At 41.1% G+C, this 15918-nt stretch carries 17 protein-coding genes and 1 other RNA gene; 10 read left to right on the top strand and 8 right to left on the bottom strand.

Annotated features, from left to right (window positions below; all coding sequences use genetic code 11):
* Positions 1 to 113: 113 nt before the first annotated feature.
* Positions 114 to 1451 (top strand): sodium-dependent transporter, encoded by a 1338-nt coding sequence (locus NST22_RS10690; protein ID WP_004399312.1) that lies wholly within the window; start codon positions 114 to 116, stop codon positions 1449 to 1451.
* Between the two features lie 32 nt (positions 1452 to 1483).
* Here NST22_RS10690 and NST22_RS10685 read toward each other — a convergent pair whose 3' ends face one another.
* The 3 genes from NST22_RS10685 to dhaS form a co-directional block, all read right to left on the bottom strand.
* Entirely contained in the window at positions 1484 to 2329 is an 846-nt protein-coding gene (locus tag NST22_RS10685; RefSeq protein ID WP_004399227.1) for a superoxide dismutase, read from the bottom strand.
* On the bottom strand, positions 2319 to 4217 hold the full coding sequence (gene sqhC / locus NST22_RS10680; RefSeq protein WP_004399534.1) for a sporulenol synthase: 1899 nt from the start codon (positions 4215 to 4217) through the stop codon (positions 2319 to 2321). Before sqhC ends, NST22_RS10685 begins: the two co-directional genes overlap by 11 nt.
* A 100-nt stretch (positions 4218 to 4317) precedes the next feature.
* Positions 4318 to 5805 carry an aldehyde dehydrogenase DhaS gene (dhaS, locus tag NST22_RS10675; RefSeq protein WP_004399332.1) on the bottom strand — a complete coding sequence of 496 codons (1488 nt, stop codon included), beginning with the start codon at positions 5803 to 5805 and terminating at the stop codon, positions 4318 to 4320.
* A gap of 229 nt (positions 5806 to 6034) precedes the next feature.
* Between dhaS and NST22_RS10670 the strand changes: the two genes are divergently transcribed.
* Positions 6035 to 6238 (top strand): DUF6501 family protein, encoded by a 204-nt coding sequence (locus tag NST22_RS10670; RefSeq protein ID WP_003231245.1) that lies wholly within the window; start codon positions 6035 to 6037, stop codon positions 6236 to 6238.
* A gap of 356 nt (positions 6239 to 6594) precedes the next feature.
* Positions 6595 to 6939, top strand: coding sequence for a PH domain-containing protein (locus NST22_RS10665; RefSeq protein WP_003220141.1), 345 nt, complete (start codon positions 6595 to 6597; stop codon positions 6937 to 6939).
* Between the two features lie 85 nt (positions 6940 to 7024).
* On the opposite strand, the gene NST22_RS10660 is transcribed toward NST22_RS10665, so the two are convergent.
* The gene (locus tag NST22_RS10660; RefSeq protein WP_003231251.1) at positions 7025 to 7258 is read right to left on the bottom strand and encodes a hypothetical protein; all 234 of its coding nucleotides are present in this window, start codon (positions 7256 to 7258) and stop codon (positions 7025 to 7027) included.
* A 4-nt stretch (positions 7259 to 7262) separates the two neighbouring features.
* The gene (locus tag NST22_RS10655) at positions 7263 to 7526 is read right to left on the bottom strand and encodes a hypothetical protein (RefSeq protein WP_004399338.1); all 264 of its coding nucleotides are present in this window, start codon (positions 7524 to 7526) and stop codon (positions 7263 to 7265) included.
* Positions 7527 to 7592: 66 nt separating this feature from the next.
* Here NST22_RS10655 and yocM point away from each other — a divergent pair, with 66 nt between their 5' ends.
* Positions 7593 to 8069 (top strand): salt stress-responsive protein YocM, encoded by a 477-nt coding sequence (gene yocM, locus NST22_RS10650; RefSeq protein ID WP_003231255.1) that lies wholly within the window; start codon positions 7593 to 7595, stop codon positions 8067 to 8069.
* Here yocM and NST22_RS10645 read toward each other — a convergent pair.
* On the bottom strand, positions 8056 to 8283 hold the full coding sequence (locus tag NST22_RS10645; RefSeq protein ID WP_004399329.1) for a hypothetical protein: 228 nt from the start codon (positions 8281 to 8283) through the stop codon (positions 8056 to 8058). The genes yocM and NST22_RS10645 overlap by 14 nt on opposite strands.
* Before the next feature lie 77 nt (positions 8284 to 8360).
* Between NST22_RS10645 and NST22_RS10640 the strand changes: the two genes are divergently transcribed.
* From NST22_RS10640 to NST22_RS10615, 6 genes are all read left to right on the top strand, one after another.
* Positions 8361 to 8693, top strand: a complete 333-nt coding sequence (locus NST22_RS10640) for a hypothetical protein (protein ID WP_003231257.1) — start codon at positions 8361 to 8363, stop codon at positions 8691 to 8693.
* A gap of 74 nt (positions 8694 to 8767) precedes the next feature.
* Positions 8768 to 9259, top strand: a complete 492-nt coding sequence (locus NST22_RS10635) for a TraR/DksA family transcriptional regulator (RefSeq protein ID WP_003231259.1) — start codon at positions 8768 to 8770, stop codon at positions 9257 to 9259.
* 150 nt (positions 9260 to 9409) lie between these two features.
* Positions 9410 to 10036, top strand: coding sequence for an FMN-dependent NADH-azoreductase AzoJ (gene azoJ / locus NST22_RS10630; protein WP_003231260.1), 627 nt, complete (start codon positions 9410 to 9412; stop codon positions 10034 to 10036).
* 236 nt (positions 10037 to 10272) lie between these two features.
* Positions 10273 to 10459: non-coding RNA, 6S RNA (gene ssrS, locus NST22_RS10625), on the top strand.
* Positions 10460 to 10600: 141 nt separating this feature from the next.
* Positions 10601 to 12376, top strand: a complete 1776-nt coding sequence (gene recQ / locus NST22_RS10620) for a DNA helicase RecQ (RefSeq protein ID WP_004399229.1) — start codon at positions 10601 to 10603, stop codon at positions 12374 to 12376.
* A gap of 247 nt (positions 12377 to 12623) precedes the next feature.
* The gene (locus NST22_RS10615; protein WP_003231267.1) at positions 12624 to 13487 is read left to right on the top strand and encodes a 3D domain-containing protein; all 864 of its coding nucleotides are present in this window, start codon (positions 12624 to 12626) and stop codon (positions 13485 to 13487) included.
* A 594-nt stretch (positions 13488 to 14081) separates the two neighbouring features.
* Here NST22_RS10615 and desR read toward each other — a convergent pair.
* Both desR and desK read right to left on the bottom strand, forming a co-directional pair.
* A complete protein-coding gene (gene desR, locus NST22_RS10610; RefSeq protein ID WP_004399356.1) occupies positions 14082 to 14681 on the bottom strand; it encodes a two-component system response regulator DesR in 600 nt (199 codons plus the stop codon).
* A gap of 18 nt (positions 14682 to 14699) precedes the next feature.
* On the bottom strand, positions 14700 to 15812 hold the full coding sequence (desK, locus tag NST22_RS10605) for a two-component sensor histidine kinase DesK (protein ID WP_003231271.1): 1113 nt from the start codon (positions 15810 to 15812) through the stop codon (positions 14700 to 14702).
* Positions 15813 to 15918: the final 106 nt, after the last annotated feature.

Genomic DNA, 15918 nt, shown 5'->3' with positions numbered 1-15918 from the left:
TTGGCAGATGTCTATAGATATATGATGTAAACTAATTAAAATGTTCTTGACTATATAGGAAGATATTCTTACAATGAACCTTTATAATGGTTAGATCAAATAGGAGTGATACGGTGAAGGAAGCAAATCAATGGTCTTCGAAGCTCGGCTTTATTTTAGCCGCGGCAGGATCAGCTATCGGGCTTGGTGCGATATGGAAATTCCCATATGTTGCCGGAACCAGCGGAGGAGGCGCATTTTTACTTATTTTTATTTTATTTACGGTTTTAATCGGACTGCCTTTATTGTTAGGTGAATTCATCATAGGCAGAAGAACACAGAAAGATGCCGTTCAGTCCTATAAAACACTTGCTCCAGGAACGAAGTGGCATTGGATCGGTTATTTAGGCATGGTGACGTGCTTTATTCTTCTATCTTTCTACAGTGTCGTAGGCGGATGGATTTTAATTTATATTATAAAAGGCTTCACTGGCGGTTTATCGCAAACATCTGGTTTTGATACGATATTTGCAAGTACCATTTCAAATCCTTATTTGGCTGTAGGAGGCCAGCTGCTCTTTATGGTGGTAACAATTTTAGTTGTTGCAAAAGGGGTAAGCAGCGGAATTGAAAAAGCAAGCCAAGTATTAATGCCGGCGCTTTTTCTATTATTCATCATTTTAATGGTGCGTTCGGTTACACTTGATGGCGCGATGGAAGGAATCAAATTTTTCCTCATGCCTGATTTAACTGCAATTGATGCCAATACCATTTTATATGCAATGGGACAATCCTTTTTCTTATTAAGTGTCGGTGTATCTGTCATGGTAACGTATAGCGCTTATTTAGAGAAACAGGAAAATCTGGTACAGTCCGCTGTATCTGTAACTGTTATGAACATGCTTGTTGCTGTAATGGCCGGAATTGCGATTTTTCCAGCTGTATTTTCATTCGGCCTCAAGCCAGACCAAGGCCCGGTTCTGTTATTTAACGTTCTGCCGACTGTGTTTAATCAAATGCCGTTCGGAATTATCTTTTTATTAGCATTTTTACTTCTATTTTTATTTGCTGCATTGACATCTGCTTTTTCAATGCTGGAAATTTTGGTCGCAGTACTGTCGAAAGGCGATATCAATAAGAGAAAACGATTCGCTTGGTTAGGCGGTATTGCTATTTTTATTGTCGGTGTGCCGTCTGCATTATCATACGGTGTCTTAAGTGACGTCACTATATTTCATCTGTCTATTTTTGATGCGGCTGACTATCTTGTGAGCAATATTTTAATGCCGTTAGGTGCGTTACTGATTTCGATTTTTGTTCCGCTAAAAATACCGAAACAGGATTTGTTTGACGAGCTGAAAAGCGGTTCCAATCTCAAACGAAAGTGGTTTGCGGTTTGGCTGCTGCTCATTCGATATCTATCTCCTGTTGCCATCATCATCGTGTTTTTGCATGTGATAGGTATTTTTTAACACACGAAGCCCCCGAGGAAAGGGGGCTTTTTTTAATAGAGCTTCCAAACGACTTCTTTTGCCTGCTCAAAACGTTTTTCAGCCTCGCGCCAATCCACGACATTCCACCAGTGATCGACATAGCTGGCCCGGTCATTTTTGTATTGCAAATAGTAGGCATGCTCCCATACGTCAAGCGGTAAAAGGGGGATCACATCCCATTGGCTAAAGAGCTGGTGTTTTTCTGCCGTTAAAATCTCCAGCCGTCCTGATCGAGGTGCCCAGACCAGAATGGCCCAGCCGACGCCTTCCACTTTTTTAGAGGCCTGGGTAAAATGTTCTTTAAAAGCGGAATAGCTTCCAAATGAAAGGTCTATCATTTGGAACAATGCCCCTGTAGGACGCCGTTTTCCGTTTGGATGCATAGAAAACCAAAAAATACTATGCAAATAATGGCCTGCTCCATGGAACGCAAGCTCTCTTTCCCAATGAGTGATTAAGTCATAATTCTTTGTCGCTCTCGCTTTTTTAAGCTCTGATTCTGCTTTGTTCAGGCCATCGACATAGCTTTGATGATGTTTTGTATGATGAAGGATCATAATATCGCGTGATATATAAGGTTCTAAGGCGGAGTATTTGTAAGGAAGCTTTGGCAGCACGTGTTTCCCTATAGGGACATAAGCGCGTCTTTCACTTGTATCATCTGATTCTGTAATATCCCGATAAAGGGCAGCGGCCTGTTTATACCAATCTTCTTCTGTTGTTTGGTCATCTTCCAGAGCCTCAATCATCTTGTCGATTTGATCTTCAAACTGGTCAAGCTGACCTCGCTTTTGAATCTGATCTTTCAGGGCTTCACACCAATTGAACATCTCCGCTTGATAAGATTCACGTTTCATTTGCTGTCTCCTTTTCAATAGAATCTAAATACTTCCCGACAGCCAGCAAAGAGAATACATATGGATAACTGTGATAGCGAATATAAAATTGCTTCGGCAATCCGATCCCTGCTGGATACGCGAGGCTATCGGCGCTATGCGAACTGCTGTCGGTAAGGTATTGCATGCCTTTCACAACAGACGGATGTTCGGAATTTTCATATGTGAGCAAAGCGTCTAAAGCCCAGGCCGTTTGTACAATGGTTCCTCTATGAAGCGGTACATATGTTTTGATTTCGGCGCTTTTGCAGGATTCTCCCCAGCTTCCGTCATCATTTTGTATGGATTTGAGCCAACGCAGAGCCTTTTGTATACCGGGATGCTTTCGGTCAACCCCGCATGCATGCATACCAGTAAGAGCAGCCCAAGTGCCGTAAATGTAGCAAACACCCCATCTGCCGTACCAAGACCCATTTTGTTCCTGATGTTCGAAAAGCCACTTCACTGCGCGTTGAATATGTTGATGTTTTTCTGTGAAGCCAACTTTCTCGCCTAAAAAGTGCAGTACACGTCCGGTGAGGTCGGCGGTTGAAGGGTCAACTGCAGCGTCCTCGGCGGATTCAAGCGGCAGAAGGCGGATCAGTGGATGGTTCACATTTTTTTCGAAAGCAGAAAATCCGCCGTCATTGTTTTGCATCGATAAAAGCCAAGATACCCCCCGCTCCCATGCTGCAGGAGAATGATTGCGGGGAATCGCCTTTAAAACGGCTGTAGTGTCGTCACAGTCAGGGTTATTTGTATTAATGTTTGAAAACCCCCAGCCGCCAGGAACTGAATTTGGATTTTTGACAGACCAATCTGCTATTTTGGTATGCTGGCGTTCTAGCAAAAAGTCGGCTGCTTTTGTAACAGAGCCATCCGTTTCGGTCACACCATTTTTTTGAAGGGCATAGCTTATTAAAGCTGTATCCCAAACAGTTGAAGTAGAGTTTTCCAGATAAGGAATCCCGTTGCATTTAGTCACCAGTGATTTAATGCCGGTAATCGCCCTCCTGATAATAGGAGAATAGCGTGACACACCAAGTGACAGAAGGCTGTAAACCATATATATGGTTGCGCTCGCATAGCTGTATAATGTTCCATCTTTTTCAATCCGGTCCAGCATATACGTTTTAGCTGTCTGTAGGCCCAGCTGCTGAAAAGCAAATGGTGCATGAAAAACGCGTTTCCAATGTAACAAAATAGACGTGAGATCTCTTTCTTCGAAAGCATCAGACCGAAGCCAAGTGAAAGGATTTTTTGTCATGTGCGGATCGAGATGGTGAAGAGATGAAATATTGCGGTTAATAAGGACAAATCGCTGATTGAGTGTTACAGCCATAGGAGCAAAATGAATACGGGCATATGAGCTGAACTGATAGAAATGAATCGGCAATGTTGGGGGGAGCGCCATGAGTGATAATGGTAAATACAAAGCAGGCCAAGGATAAAGCCCGTTCGCGGCAAGCATCCATTTTGTCATAAAATGAACATGTCTCAAACCGCCATGTGAGATGATAAATTGTTCAGCTTTCTTCATGTGCGGCTCAGTTCTGTGAAAACATCCTGAAGCCAGCATCCCGACATATCCTTGGACGGTAGCCGTTAGATTTCCGCGCGTTTCATCGGGATAGTTGATAAATGTGCCGTCTGGCTGCTGTTTTGCATGAATGCCGGCTGCAAGGGATGATATCAGTTCTTTTTCATTTTCGCCTTCATCTAGTGAGGTAAGGAGCAAAATAAAAAAGGAATTTGTCATGATTGGTCCTTCAAAGCAAAATGTCCATGAACCATCAGCATTTTGCCTGTCTCTTAACTCGGTAATGGTTTTCTTTTGAAAACGCCTCACTTTCTCCTGAAGTGTGCCCATCACGCTCAACTCCTTCAGAAGCATATATATTCAGCGTCTTTTACTGCCATTACAGAAAGAAAAAAACTGCTGGCAGGCAGCAGTTTTTTAAACATACATGTTAGTCTTCAAGGTTTACCCATACACTTTTGACTTCTGTGTAATTATCCAAGGCATATGATCCCATTTCTCGTCCGAGTCCTGACTGTTTATAACCGCCAAATGGAGACGCCGCGTCAAACACATTATAGCAGTTGACCCAAACGGTTCCGGCTTGAAGTCGGTCCGCGATATAGTGAGCCTGCTTGACGTTCTCTGTCCATAGTCCGGCTGCAAGCCCATATTCTGAATGGTTTGCCCGTTCAATAACTTCATCGACTGTTTCGTACGGAATTGCAGTCAGCACGGGTCCGAAAATTTCTTCTTTTGCGATGGTCATTTCGTCTTCAACATTCGCAAACACAGTCGGTGCGACAAAATATCCTGCTTCAAAAGGACAGCTTCCGCCGGTCACTGCTTTTGCTCCTTCATCTTTTCCTTTTTGAATATAGGAAAGAACGCGCTCATGCTGTTCCTTGCTTACGAGAGGCCCGATTTGAGTATCTTTATGAAGTCCCGCTCCTTGGCGGAGTGACTCAGCATAGGATGCCATTTCATCAACAACTTCATCATATTGGTCTTTATGAATGAAGACACGTGAGCCCGCACAGCAGACTTGGCCCTGGTTAAACATCACACCGTTTAAAGCGCCCGGGATGGCTTTTTTTAAATTCGCATCCGGCAGAAGAATATTAGGCGATTTTCCGCCCAGCTCCAATGTCACACGCTTAATGCTTTTCGCTGCGGTGGACATGATTTTCTTTCCGATTTCAGTGGAACCGGTAAAGGCAATTTTATCAACCGCTTCGTGGTTCGTCAGCGCTTCTCCCGCATCTTCACCGAATCCTGGGATGATGTTGATTACACCGGCAGGGAAACCGGCTTGGTCAATTAATTCTGCCAAATAAAGAGCTGAAAGCGGTGTTTGTTCAGCCGGTTTGAGGACGATTGTACAGCCTGTTGCAAGTGCCGCGCCCATTTTCCACATCGCCATCAGGAGCGGGAAATTCCATGGAATGATCTGGCCGACGACACCGACAGGCTCATGACGCGTATAATTAAAATAAGCGCCGGAAACCGGAATCGTCTGTCCTGTTATTTTTGTACACCAGCCGGCGTAATAGCGCATATGCTCAATAGCCAGCGGAATATCTCCATTAGTCGTTTCATTGATCGGTTTCCCATTATCAAGTGTTTCAAGCTGAGCAAGCTCAGTTTTATGCTCTTCCATTAAGTCTGCCAGCTTATACATCAGTCTGCTTCTCGAAGCTGGAGACATTGTTCTCCATTCACCTTGGTCAAAGGCTTTCCGGGCAGCTTTAACAGCTTTGTCCACATCCGCAGCCTGGGCTTCATACAGCGTCATCAAGGTTTCGCCGGTCGCCGGGTTTGGAGTGTCAAAGGTTGCCCCTGAGGCACTCGGAACAAACTTTCCGTCAATATAAAGCTTCTTTGTTCCCTGTAAAAATGTCTCCAGCCTTTTCGTCACTTGCATCGTTAAAGAACTCATCCGTAACAAACCTCCAGTCATTTTTTATGGTCTGTTCTGAGATTCTTGGTGATAGCACATTGATTCCTGGATTGAATAGCAGAAATAAGCTGTGATAGTTGCTTCAAACGTAAGCGTATACAAACATTCTATAATAGAAATCAAGGCAAAATCAATGAATAACCGATATTGCAATTTACAAAAGAAAAAAGCTACAATAAGCTTATAGATAAGAAAAGGAGATTTCATCATGATTCATAAAAATTGGCTTGAAAAAGAAACCATTAAAAAAGTAAAGTGTGTGCAGACAAACGCAAAAAAATATATCGTAAACCGCGTTTTAACGCCGGGAAAAGAATATGAAGTAAAAAATGAAACAGAGGAGTTTCTCTTTGTGGTCGACAATACGAATAAAGTCGGCGGCTATTATAAAGAATACTTCGAAGAGATGTAATGCTTCCTTGAAGCATCAAACAGATTTTGTTAAAAGCAGTCGATACATAAAACCGCAGCTCAGCTGCGGTTTTTTTGTGGTTAAAACAGGAAATATAAAACAAAATTAAAAAAATCATTAAAAACCACTTTTTTATAAAAACATTGCTGAATATTGAAACTTTTTTCTCTATATGTGCGTATTACTTGATGACAACAGCTTAAAAGCCAAAAAACAAATCAAAAATTTGAAAAATGTAATCTGTTCGTAATGGTTTAAATGTCTTCTATGTCGTATTCTTATATAGGGATAAAGGACTTATTTTTATGTAGTGAATGATAAAACAAATAGATAAATGCAGAAAGAGGGGTTCTTCATTGGGTATTTTTTCTGTTAGCAGATCAACGGACGCAAAGAAGCTTGAGGCTTTGCTCGTTGAAGGGGAAAGAATAGAATCGATTTATAAGCTCCGAGTGGACCAAATTTGCTTTACAAATAAGCGGATCATTTTCTTTGACAATAAAATGTTTTCTAAAAAGAAGGTTCGTGTATTTCTTCCATATAAAACAATTGAAAGCTTTGCCATCCAAGAAGCGGGAATGTTTGATCCGGACACTGGGCTTTTATTGATGACAAGAAGCAAAACTTTCGAATTAGAATTTGCGAAAGACACCGATTTAAGCGAGGTTCAGGCGGTGCTGACAAAGCATTTGTGCAGCTGAATATTTGATGAGCCAGCCGTTCAAAAAATGGTTAGGCTTTTTTTATATATAAAAACAAGAACAGGGCATGTGCGCCCTGTTCTTATTACACCACACTGTTTTTCGCTGAGTTCGAATCAACAAGATCTGCATCTAATACATTTGAAATCGGCACGACAAGAGGAGTAAAGTCGCCATTTTCTTCTCCAAACCCTTGATTTATTTTAGCTGATAAAAAGTAATCGACCTGCTGATACGGACCGAGTGTTAAAGAGGAACCTCGATCCATCGTATTGATTTTAAATCCGCCGACATTTACGACGGAGGGTGAAAAGAACATCTCATCACTTCCTTTTGATTGAGGAGTTAACCGCTTCACTTTCAAAAGAGGCCGGAGAATCAATTTGGTCTCTGTCATCCACATGGCTTCTCGTGCCCATAAATCCGCTCGCATCTCCAAAATTCTGTCCGTAGCCTTGATTTTTTTTATCTGAATTTTGCCATTCTGCCAATAAATTTTGTCCTACGTTAACCGCTGAAGCATTTTCAAAGGAATTAATTTTCAGCATGAAAATATTAATATTGATATACGGAGTTGGTTGAACCACAGGCAAACCTCCTTTCTATAGTTGTATGCTGGCGGTTATAAAGTATGTTAAGACAGGGGGCTTCAAATGGATTTCGAAAAGATGAAGCAGTGGATGGAATTCGCACAGCAGATGTACGGCGGTGACTTTTGGAAACAGGTATTTGATGAAGACCAAAAAACCCCTTTTATGACAAATGGCCAATCTCCGTTTCCGTTTGCGCAGCAAGATCAGCGAGGGAAAGGAGATGCTTCATTTCCGAGCATGGATATTGTAGATACCGTTGCGGAAGTGCAGTTTTTAATTTATCTTCCAGGCTACCGTAAACAAGACGTTCACATATTATCGTACGGAGATTATTTAGTGGTGAAGGGGCAGCGCTTTTCCTATTTTAATGAACAGGACTTTCGCCAAAAAGAAGGGAAATACGGAAGTTTTGAAAAGAAAATTCCGCTTTCCGATCATCTTCATGGAAAGATGAATGCCATTTTTAAAGACGGAATCCTATACATCACTATTCAAAAAGACGAAGGTCAAGCGAAAACCATTGTTATTGATGATTGATTTTCATACTGAGTGCATCTGACACATCACGGTCATCAATTGATTCAATCGGAATGACCATAACAATACCATCTGCATTTTGTTCCCCAAAACCGTTATTTCTTTTGATAGCAGAGCACCTGTTCCTTAACTCCGCAGAACCAAAGGTAAGGGATGAGCCGGTGCCTATCGAGTTAGTCTTGAGATGAGAAATATTGATGTTAGTCGGAAGCATGAAAACCTCTCCTTTCTATGGGATATACCTCATTATATATGTAGACGAAAGAGGAGTATGCAAAGGGTCGTGATGTCATGAAAAAAATGTTCCGGTCGCTGATCAGGCATTGCTTGAAACCAGAACTTGACAAACTGCGTGAATGTGAAGAAAGACTCTCAGTGATTGAGAAACAAAAACAAAGCAGCAAACAAGAGTCTGAAGAAACCTATATACATATTGAAACGCTGAATGTCGAAAAAGTTGACTATCATCTTGAATTCGGCGAGCTGACCATTGATGAACTGAGCGGCAGATTAAATATAGGCGCAACCTATTATATACCGCCAGAAGAGAAGGACAAAAAGTGCCAACGAAAACCCGAAGCACCATCGACGCCAGCGGTCACGATCCGTTCAAAAAGGCAGTAGCTCATCTTTCCATCGATGTTTCCATGTTTGACAGAAGGCAAAACGGGAAACAGGATAGAAAGGAGAGGATATACATGGCACTGACAAAAGAACAAACACAGCATCTCTATCATAAATTGCTCGATATGCAAAAAGAATTGTCTGGCGAGAAAAAGGAAACAGAATCAATGACGGAAGAAGTGGGGGAGCTTTCCAATGGGGTTGACAACCATATGGCAGACCACGGGACGCTCGTCACAGACCGGATGACAGACCAAACAGTGAAAGAGATTGACCGGGAGCTGTTAGAGGAGGTCAACCGTGCATTACAAAAGATGAAAGACGGAACTTATGGCGTGTGTGAAAAAACCGGCCAAGAGATTCCTTACGAAAGACTTGAAGCTGTTCCTTATGCAAGAATGACAGTTGAGGCCCAAGCTGATGTGGAGGATGATCTGGAGACAGATGCTCCTTCTTATGAAAGAGAGTTTCATGAACAGGTAAAAGACTTATCCAACAAAGAAACAATTGATCAAAAAAGCTCGCAGACGTATGAAATCTTGGATCGTGAACAAGATTCGAAGTAAAAATGCCAAGCAAGTACACCGATATTAGATGTACTTGCTTTTTTTTGAAAAAAAATCTCATATTCAAAATAAAGTGATTGACTTTACGTAAAAAAGAAAGTAACATACTATTTGTAAGTAAATATAAAAAGTTTACCGGGAGGAATACAAATGTCTACAGTTTTATTTGTAAAATCAAGCGACCGTACAGCTGAAGAAGGCGTTTCAACTAAACTTTACGAAGCTTTCTTAGCTGCTTATAAAGAAAACAACCCTAATGATGAAGTGGTTGAATTAGATCTTCATAAGGAAAACCTTCCTTACCTTGGCAGAGATATGATTAACGGAACATTTAAAGCAGGTCAAGGAATGGAAATGACAGAAGATGAGAAAAAACAAGCAGCAATTGCTGACAAATATCTGAACCAGTTTGTAAAAGCTGACAAAGTTGTTTTCGCATTCCCGCTTTGGAACTTCACAGTGCCAGCAGTGCTTCATACTTATGTTGATTATCTGTCTCGCGCAGGCGTTACATTCAAATACACACAAGAAGGACCAGTCGGTTTAATGGGCGGCAAAAAAGTTGCGCTTCTTAACGCTCGCGGCGGTGTCTACTCAGAAGGACCAATGGCTGCACTTGAAATGTCATTAAACTTCATGAAAACAGTTCTTGGTTTCTGGGGTGTTCAAGACTTGCACACAGTTGTCATCGAAGGACATAACGCAGCACCTGATCAAGCGCAAGAAATCGTTGAAAAAGGTTTACAAGAAGCAAAAGATCTTGCTGCAAAATTCTAATAAAGCCAAGACTCCTATCGTTACAAATAGGAGTCTTTTTGTATATACACATTAATATAGAAGAAAATAATCATTCGCTTTTAGCAATAAAGGCTATTTTTTTTATTGTAATATATTTTTTGTTTGTCGAATTGTCAGGTATTTTGGAGAAAAAACAGTTTTATTCACTGGAAAAAGTTTTTCTAAACAATTGTTCTGACCTCTTGATTAAAAGCGCCTGATGGTGTACTATATTAAAGAAGCTACTTTGTGCGTATTGTTAATTAAGTTTTAACCTTTAAGCTGTAATAGGGAGTTTTATATCGAAGCCGGAATGTCATGCCTCCATTGCAGAGGACGACAGGAACGTTTCTGCAAACACCCACTTTGAGGAGTGGTGGTTTAAAACTTTCTTACTTGCATACGGCAAGACGTAGCGAAAGCCATTTCCTTTTCGGAAATGGCTTTTTATTTTATCTAAAAAGGTTTGGTATAGTGAATATTCCATTTTTGTGTGAAAGAAATGAAGGCCGCTTTTTTATGATATGATGGGAGAAATTCAAGGAAAAGCGAGGTTTACACGTTATGTTACATAGAGCCCAATCCCTTCTGGCTCATTATTTTGGTTATGAGAAGTTTCGGAGCGGCCAAGATGAAGCGATCCGCTTGGTGACGGAAGCGAGGCAAAATACGGCCTGCATTATGCCGACGGGAGGCGGCAAATCGATTTGCTATCAGATTCCGGCATTAATGTTTGAAGGGACGACGATCGTCATTTCACCGTTGATTTCCTTGATGAAGGATCAAGTTGATGCGTTAGAAGAAGCGGGGATTAACGCCGCCTACATTAACAGCACACAATCCAATCAGGAAATATATGAGAGGCTGAACGGACTCAAAGAAGGGGCTTATAAGCTTTTTTACATTACACCAGAGCGACTAACGTCCATAGAGTTTATCCGGATTTTGCAGGGCATAGATGTTCCTTTGGTCGCAATAGACGAGGCGCATTGTATTTCTCAATGGGGCCATGATTTCAGGCCAAGCTACAGGAATATTGAAATCTTGTTCCGTGAATTACACGACAAGCCTGTCATCATGGCGTTAACAGCAACAGCCACACCCGAGGTTCATGATGATATTTGCAAACAGCTGCATATTCAAAAAGAAAACACGGTATATACCGGATTTTCCCGAGAGAATTTAACCTTTAAAGTAGTAAAAGGAGAAAATAAAGATCGGTTTATAGACGAATATGTGCAAAACAACAGGCATGAAGCAGGAATTGTCTATACAGCGACCAGAAAAGAAGCTGATCGGATATATGAGAGATTGAAACGAAATCAGGTCAGGGCAGGCCGGTATCATGGAGGTTTGGCTGATGATGTGAGAAAAGAGCAGCAGGAAAGATTTCTTAATGATGAGCTTCAAGTGATGGTGGCAACCTCTGCTTTTGGAATGGGTATTGATAAATCAAATATCAGATTTGTTCTGCATGCACAAATCCCGAAAGATATGGAAAGCTATTATCAAGAGGCAGGACGAGCTGGACGGGACGGTCTTGCCAGTGAATGTGTTCTCCTGTTTTCACCGCAGGATATTATGGTGCAGCGCTTCTTAATTGAGCAATCAGAACATGAAGAGAAACAAAAGCAGGATTTAAAAAAGCTGAGACAAATGGTCGACTACTGTCATACGGAAGATTGTCTGCAGCGTTTTATCCTTATGTATTTCGGAGAAAAGGAGCCTGATGCGTGCGGACAGTGCGGAAACTGTACCGATACAAGAGCGGCCCATGACGTGACGCGGGAGGCGCAAATGGTCTTATCTTGTATCATTCGCATGAAAGAACGGTTTGGCAAGACGATGGTTGCCCAGGTGCTTGCCGGCTCCAAAAATAAAAAAGTTCTTGAAAACGGCTTTTCCGACCTTTCAACATACGGGATATTAAAACACCAATCCGTTGGCGAAATCAGTGATTTTATCGAATTTCTTATTTCTGACGACTTCATCAGGATGTCAGACGGAACGTTTCCGACTCTTTTTGTCAGCAGTAAAGGAAGGAATGTGCTGAAAGGAGAATTATCAGTAGCGAGAAAAGAAGCGTTAAAAGCGGCAGCGATTACTGAAAATGACGAGCTATTTGAACGATTGCGCATGGTTCGGAAAGAAATTGCGGCTGAGCAGGGTGTTCCGCCATTTGTTGTTTTCTCTGACCAAACGTTAAAAGAAATGTCAGGAAAACAGCCCGTAAATGATGATGAACTTTTGTCTATAAAAGGAGTCGGAGAACAAAAAAGAGCAAAATACGGCCGGCTTTTTTTACAAGAAATACAGGCTTATGCAAGGATGACAGACTAAAAAAACAGAAAAACAATCTTTTTTTCTATAAAAAACACATTTTATTTTCTCTGTTTCGCCTCAAAATAAAAAGACCTGCGAAGCCTATTATATCAAGGGTTCAGCAAGTCTTTCCATCAGAGAGAAATCCTTCATGTAAAGGAACTGTAATCTAAATCATATCTTTTTGTTATTGATTTGACATTTACGTGTGTTACGATATCACCTGTTAGCCGCCAATAAAAAGCTAACAAGGGAGGATTTACTTATGAAGAAGACGATTATGTCCTTTGTGGCAGTTGCTGCACTTTCAACAACTGCATTCGGAGCTCACGCTTCTGCAAAAGAAATTACGGTGCAAAAGGGTGATACGCTCTGGGGAATCTCTCAGAAAAATGGAGTGAACCTAAAGGACTTAAAAGAATGGAACAAGTTAACTTCTGATAAAATCATTGCAGGAGAAAAACTGACCATTTCTTCAGAAGAAACAACCACGACTGGGCAATATACAATTAAAGCGGGAGATACGCTTTCTAAGATTGCTCAAAAATTCGGCACGACAGTCAACAACCTGAAAGTTTGGAATAACTTAAGCTCTGACATGATCTATGCTGGATCAACTCTTTCAGTAAAAGGTCAGGCAACAGCAGCAAACACAGCTACTGAGAATGCGCAAACAAACGCACCTCAAGCTGCGCCAAAACAAGAGGCTGTGCAAAAAGAGCAACCTAAACAAGAAGCTGTACAACAGCAACCTAAACAAGAAACAAAGGCTGAGGCAGAAACTTCTGTTAACACAGAGGAGAAGGCTGTTCAATCAAATACAAATAATCAAGAAGCTTCAAAAGAACTAACAGTTACTGCTACTGCTTACACTGCTAACGACGGCGGCATTTCCGGCGTTACAGCTACAGGCATTGACTTAAATAAGAACCCGAACGCGAAAGTTATTGCGGTTGATCCTAATGTAATTCCGCTAGGTTCTAAAGTCTATGTTGAAGGCTACGGGGAAGCAACAGCAGCAGACACTGGCGGCGCTATTAAAGGAAATAAAATCGACGTATTTGTACCAAGTAAAAGTGATGCTTCTAATTGGGGCGTCAAAACTGTAAGTGTTAAAGTCTTAAACTAATAATATAGATTGTGATAAAAGACATAAGCTTTTGGCTTGTGTCTTTTTTTGTTCTGCTTAGAGCTGTTTATATCATATGCTGATAAAAGAAAGTGGTCCCGTTTTTCTTTATGTGCGATTCAGGGGCTCTCGGGTTAAAAGATTGATTCCACATTACAGAGACATTCGGCATCATGACATTTATAGCTGGTTGTTACTATCTTTGATCAGCGAAACGAGCTGGTGTTTTTGGCAGATAATAAGCAGTTGGATGTAGCAGATACCATTTACGGAATCGGATTGATTTCAGACGGTTTTTTATTGTGATATTAGGCTCTTGCAGTTGGGCATGGCAGCTTCGGGAGCGAAGTGGCACAACTTTGTCATACTGAAAATACAATATAATCAATATCAGAAATTCTGCTGATGTGCAATGGCCGACCATTTTAACAGGGATATCATTCAATCCAGTCTTTTATTGGGCTGTTAACCAAACAATCGTTCAGCGGGCGTAGGAGCGAGGATATGGATCAATTTAATTCTGGTTGCGACGAGGTTCTCAAACGGGAATTTCAGGTTAACAAAAAGGATCCTGGCAGATGCCAAGATCCTTTTTTATTTAAACCAGCCTTTTTCTTTTGACCGGGTAATGGCTTCAATTCGATTTTTCACTTCAAGCTTTTCTAGAATCATTGAGATATAATTCCGCACCGTCCCGCTTTTGATGCTGAGTTCCTGAGCGATTTCTTTTGTGTTTTTACCGTCAGCCACAAGTTCGAGCACTTCTTTTTCTCTATCTGTAAGAGGGTTAGCTTCGCTGTATAAGTCCTCCATCAGTTCAGGTGCATAGATGCGTTTTCCGTTCATGACGCTACGGATGGCGTTGGCCAGCTCTTCACTCGGACTGTCTTTTAACAAATAGCCTTTAACGCCAGCTTTAATAGCTCTCTGAAAGTAACCGGGTCTGGCGAAGGTGGTTAAGATGATAATTTTGCAGCCTGTATCTTTTAGCTCCTCAGCAGCTTCAAGCCCTGTTTTTCCGGGCATTTCAATGTCCATAATACATACATCAGGCTGGCGTTTTTTGACAAAATCAACAGCATCTTGGCCGGTTGTACCTTTGCCTACGACTTCCATATCGTCTTCGAGGTTTAGAAGTGATCCTAAAGCGCCCAGCAGCATTTGCTGATCTTCTGCAATAAATATACTAATCATATAAGCCATCCTTTATGTTTATTTTGAATTATTAGGAATTGCCATGGTAAGCTTGGTCCCGTTTTCGGTATCGATGTGAAGGCTTCCGTTTGCAAACTCAAGCCGTTCTCTCATCCCGAGTAAGCCATGTCCTTTTGAAAAGGAATTTTCTTCTCCTTTGAATGTTCCATCGTCAGACACTGTAATCACAACTTCCTTCCAGAGCTGCTGAATGTCAACTCGGCAAGTTTTAGCCTGGCTGTGTTTGACGACATTTGTGACAGCTTCCTTTAAGCACATGCTCAAAATGTTTTCATTCAGCAATGAGATATTCTCGGGCCATTTCTCTTCTTCATAGATAAACATAATGTCAGCTGCTTCGAGAATTTGTTTGATGTTGATCAATTCATCCTTGAGCCGGATGCCCTTCATAGAGGAAACGATTTTTCTTACTTCATTTAAAGAAGTTCGCGCTGTTTGCTGAACACTTTTCAGTTCACGAGCTGCTTGTTCGGGATCTTTGTATATCAATTTTCTTGCTAAGTCGCTTTTTAAACCAATAAGAGAAAGCTTTTGCCCAAGCGTATCATGGAGATCGCGGGCAATTCGCTGACGTTCTTCTAATTTTACCAGTTCTGCAATCCGTTCATTTGCATCCTCGAGCTTTTCTTCAAGTCGTTCGCGCTCCTTGCGGCTTTTTATACTGAAGGGCAATAAAATTGCGCTGATGAGGGTAATAACGACAAAAGGAATTTGTGTCAGAAAGAATTCCTTTTTTAATACGAGACTGAAATTGGCTGCGACGGCCGCGCTTATTAAATGGACATAATATAAAATATGAAAAGGGACGCGTTCCTTAATGTTTCCAATAAAATAAGCAATAAAGAAAGCAAAATAAATATAACTGAACAGAGTAATGGAGGCGGTTGAAATGCCAATTAATAAAAATCCCCACAAATAAATGGTCCAGCCTTTTGAGACAAAAGCAAATCGATATACCGAAAAAAATAAAAGCGTCAAAATGATGCCGACAATAATAACAAATGTAGATGATGATTTCCATATAAAGTAGAAGGGGAGGATGAAAAATATCGTCCATATATAGGGCGTAATCCCGTTTAGTTTTTGAAATGTAAAATGATTTTTAATCATGATCTTACCTCATTTTCAGCTTTTCATCTTACTTGTAACTTTATCATTGTGAAAGCCAGAATGCACCCTCCAACAATAAAAAGGAAGCCTTCTAGTATATTAGAAG

This window comes from Bacillus sp. PS237, assembly GCF_037963345.1.
Lineage (GTDB): Bacteria > Bacillota > Bacilli > Bacillales > Bacillaceae > Bacillus > Bacillus subtilis.
This window is presented reverse-complemented; position numbering and strand designations above follow the sequence as displayed.

Bases quoted from the DNA above. Each gene is read 5' to 3' on its own strand.
- NST22_RS10685 (WP_004399227.1), bottom strand. From the start codon at position 2,329: ATGAAACGTGAATCTTATCAAGCGGAGATGTTCAATTGGTGTGAAGCC.
- sqhC (WP_004399534.1), bottom strand. From the start codon at position 4,217: ATGGGCACACTTCAGGAGAAAGTGAGGCGTTTTCAAAAGAAAACCATT.
- dhaS (WP_004399332.1), bottom strand. From the start codon at position 5,805: ATGAGTTCTTTAACGATGCAAGTGACGAAAAGGCTGGAGACATTTTTA.
- NST22_RS10670 (WP_003231245.1), top strand. From the start codon at position 6,035: ATGATTCATAAAAATTGGCTTGAAAAAGAAACCATTAAAAAAGTAAAG.
- NST22_RS10660 (WP_003231251.1), bottom strand. From the start codon at position 7,258: ATGTTCTTTTCACCCTCCGTCGTAAATGTCGGCGGATTTAAAATCAAT.
- yocM (WP_003231255.1), top strand. From the start codon at position 7,593: ATGGATTTCGAAAAGATGAAGCAGTGGATGGAATTCGCACAGCAGATG.
- NST22_RS10645 (WP_004399329.1), bottom strand. From the start codon at position 8,283: ATGCTTCCGACTAACATCAATATTTCTCATCTCAAGACTAACTCGATA.
- NST22_RS10640 (WP_003231257.1), top strand. From the start codon at position 8,361: ATGAAAAAAATGTTCCGGTCGCTGATCAGGCATTGCTTGAAACCAGAA.
- NST22_RS10635 (WP_003231259.1), top strand. From the start codon at position 8,768: ATGGCACTGACAAAAGAACAAACACAGCATCTCTATCATAAATTGCTC.
- azoJ (WP_003231260.1), top strand. From the start codon at position 9,410: ATGTCTACAGTTTTATTTGTAAAATCAAGCGACCGTACAGCTGAAGAA.
- recQ (WP_004399229.1), top strand. From the start codon at position 10,601: ATGTTACATAGAGCCCAATCCCTTCTGGCTCATTATTTTGGTTATGAG.
- NST22_RS10615 (WP_003231267.1), top strand. From the start codon at position 12,624: ATGAAGAAGACGATTATGTCCTTTGTGGCAGTTGCTGCACTTTCAACA.
- desR (WP_004399356.1), bottom strand. From the start codon at position 14,681: ATGATTAGTATATTTATTGCAGAAGATCAGCAAATGCTGCTGGGCGCT.
- desK (WP_003231271.1), bottom strand. From the start codon at position 15,812: ATGATTAAAAATCATTTTACATTTCAAAAACTAAACGGGATTACGCCC.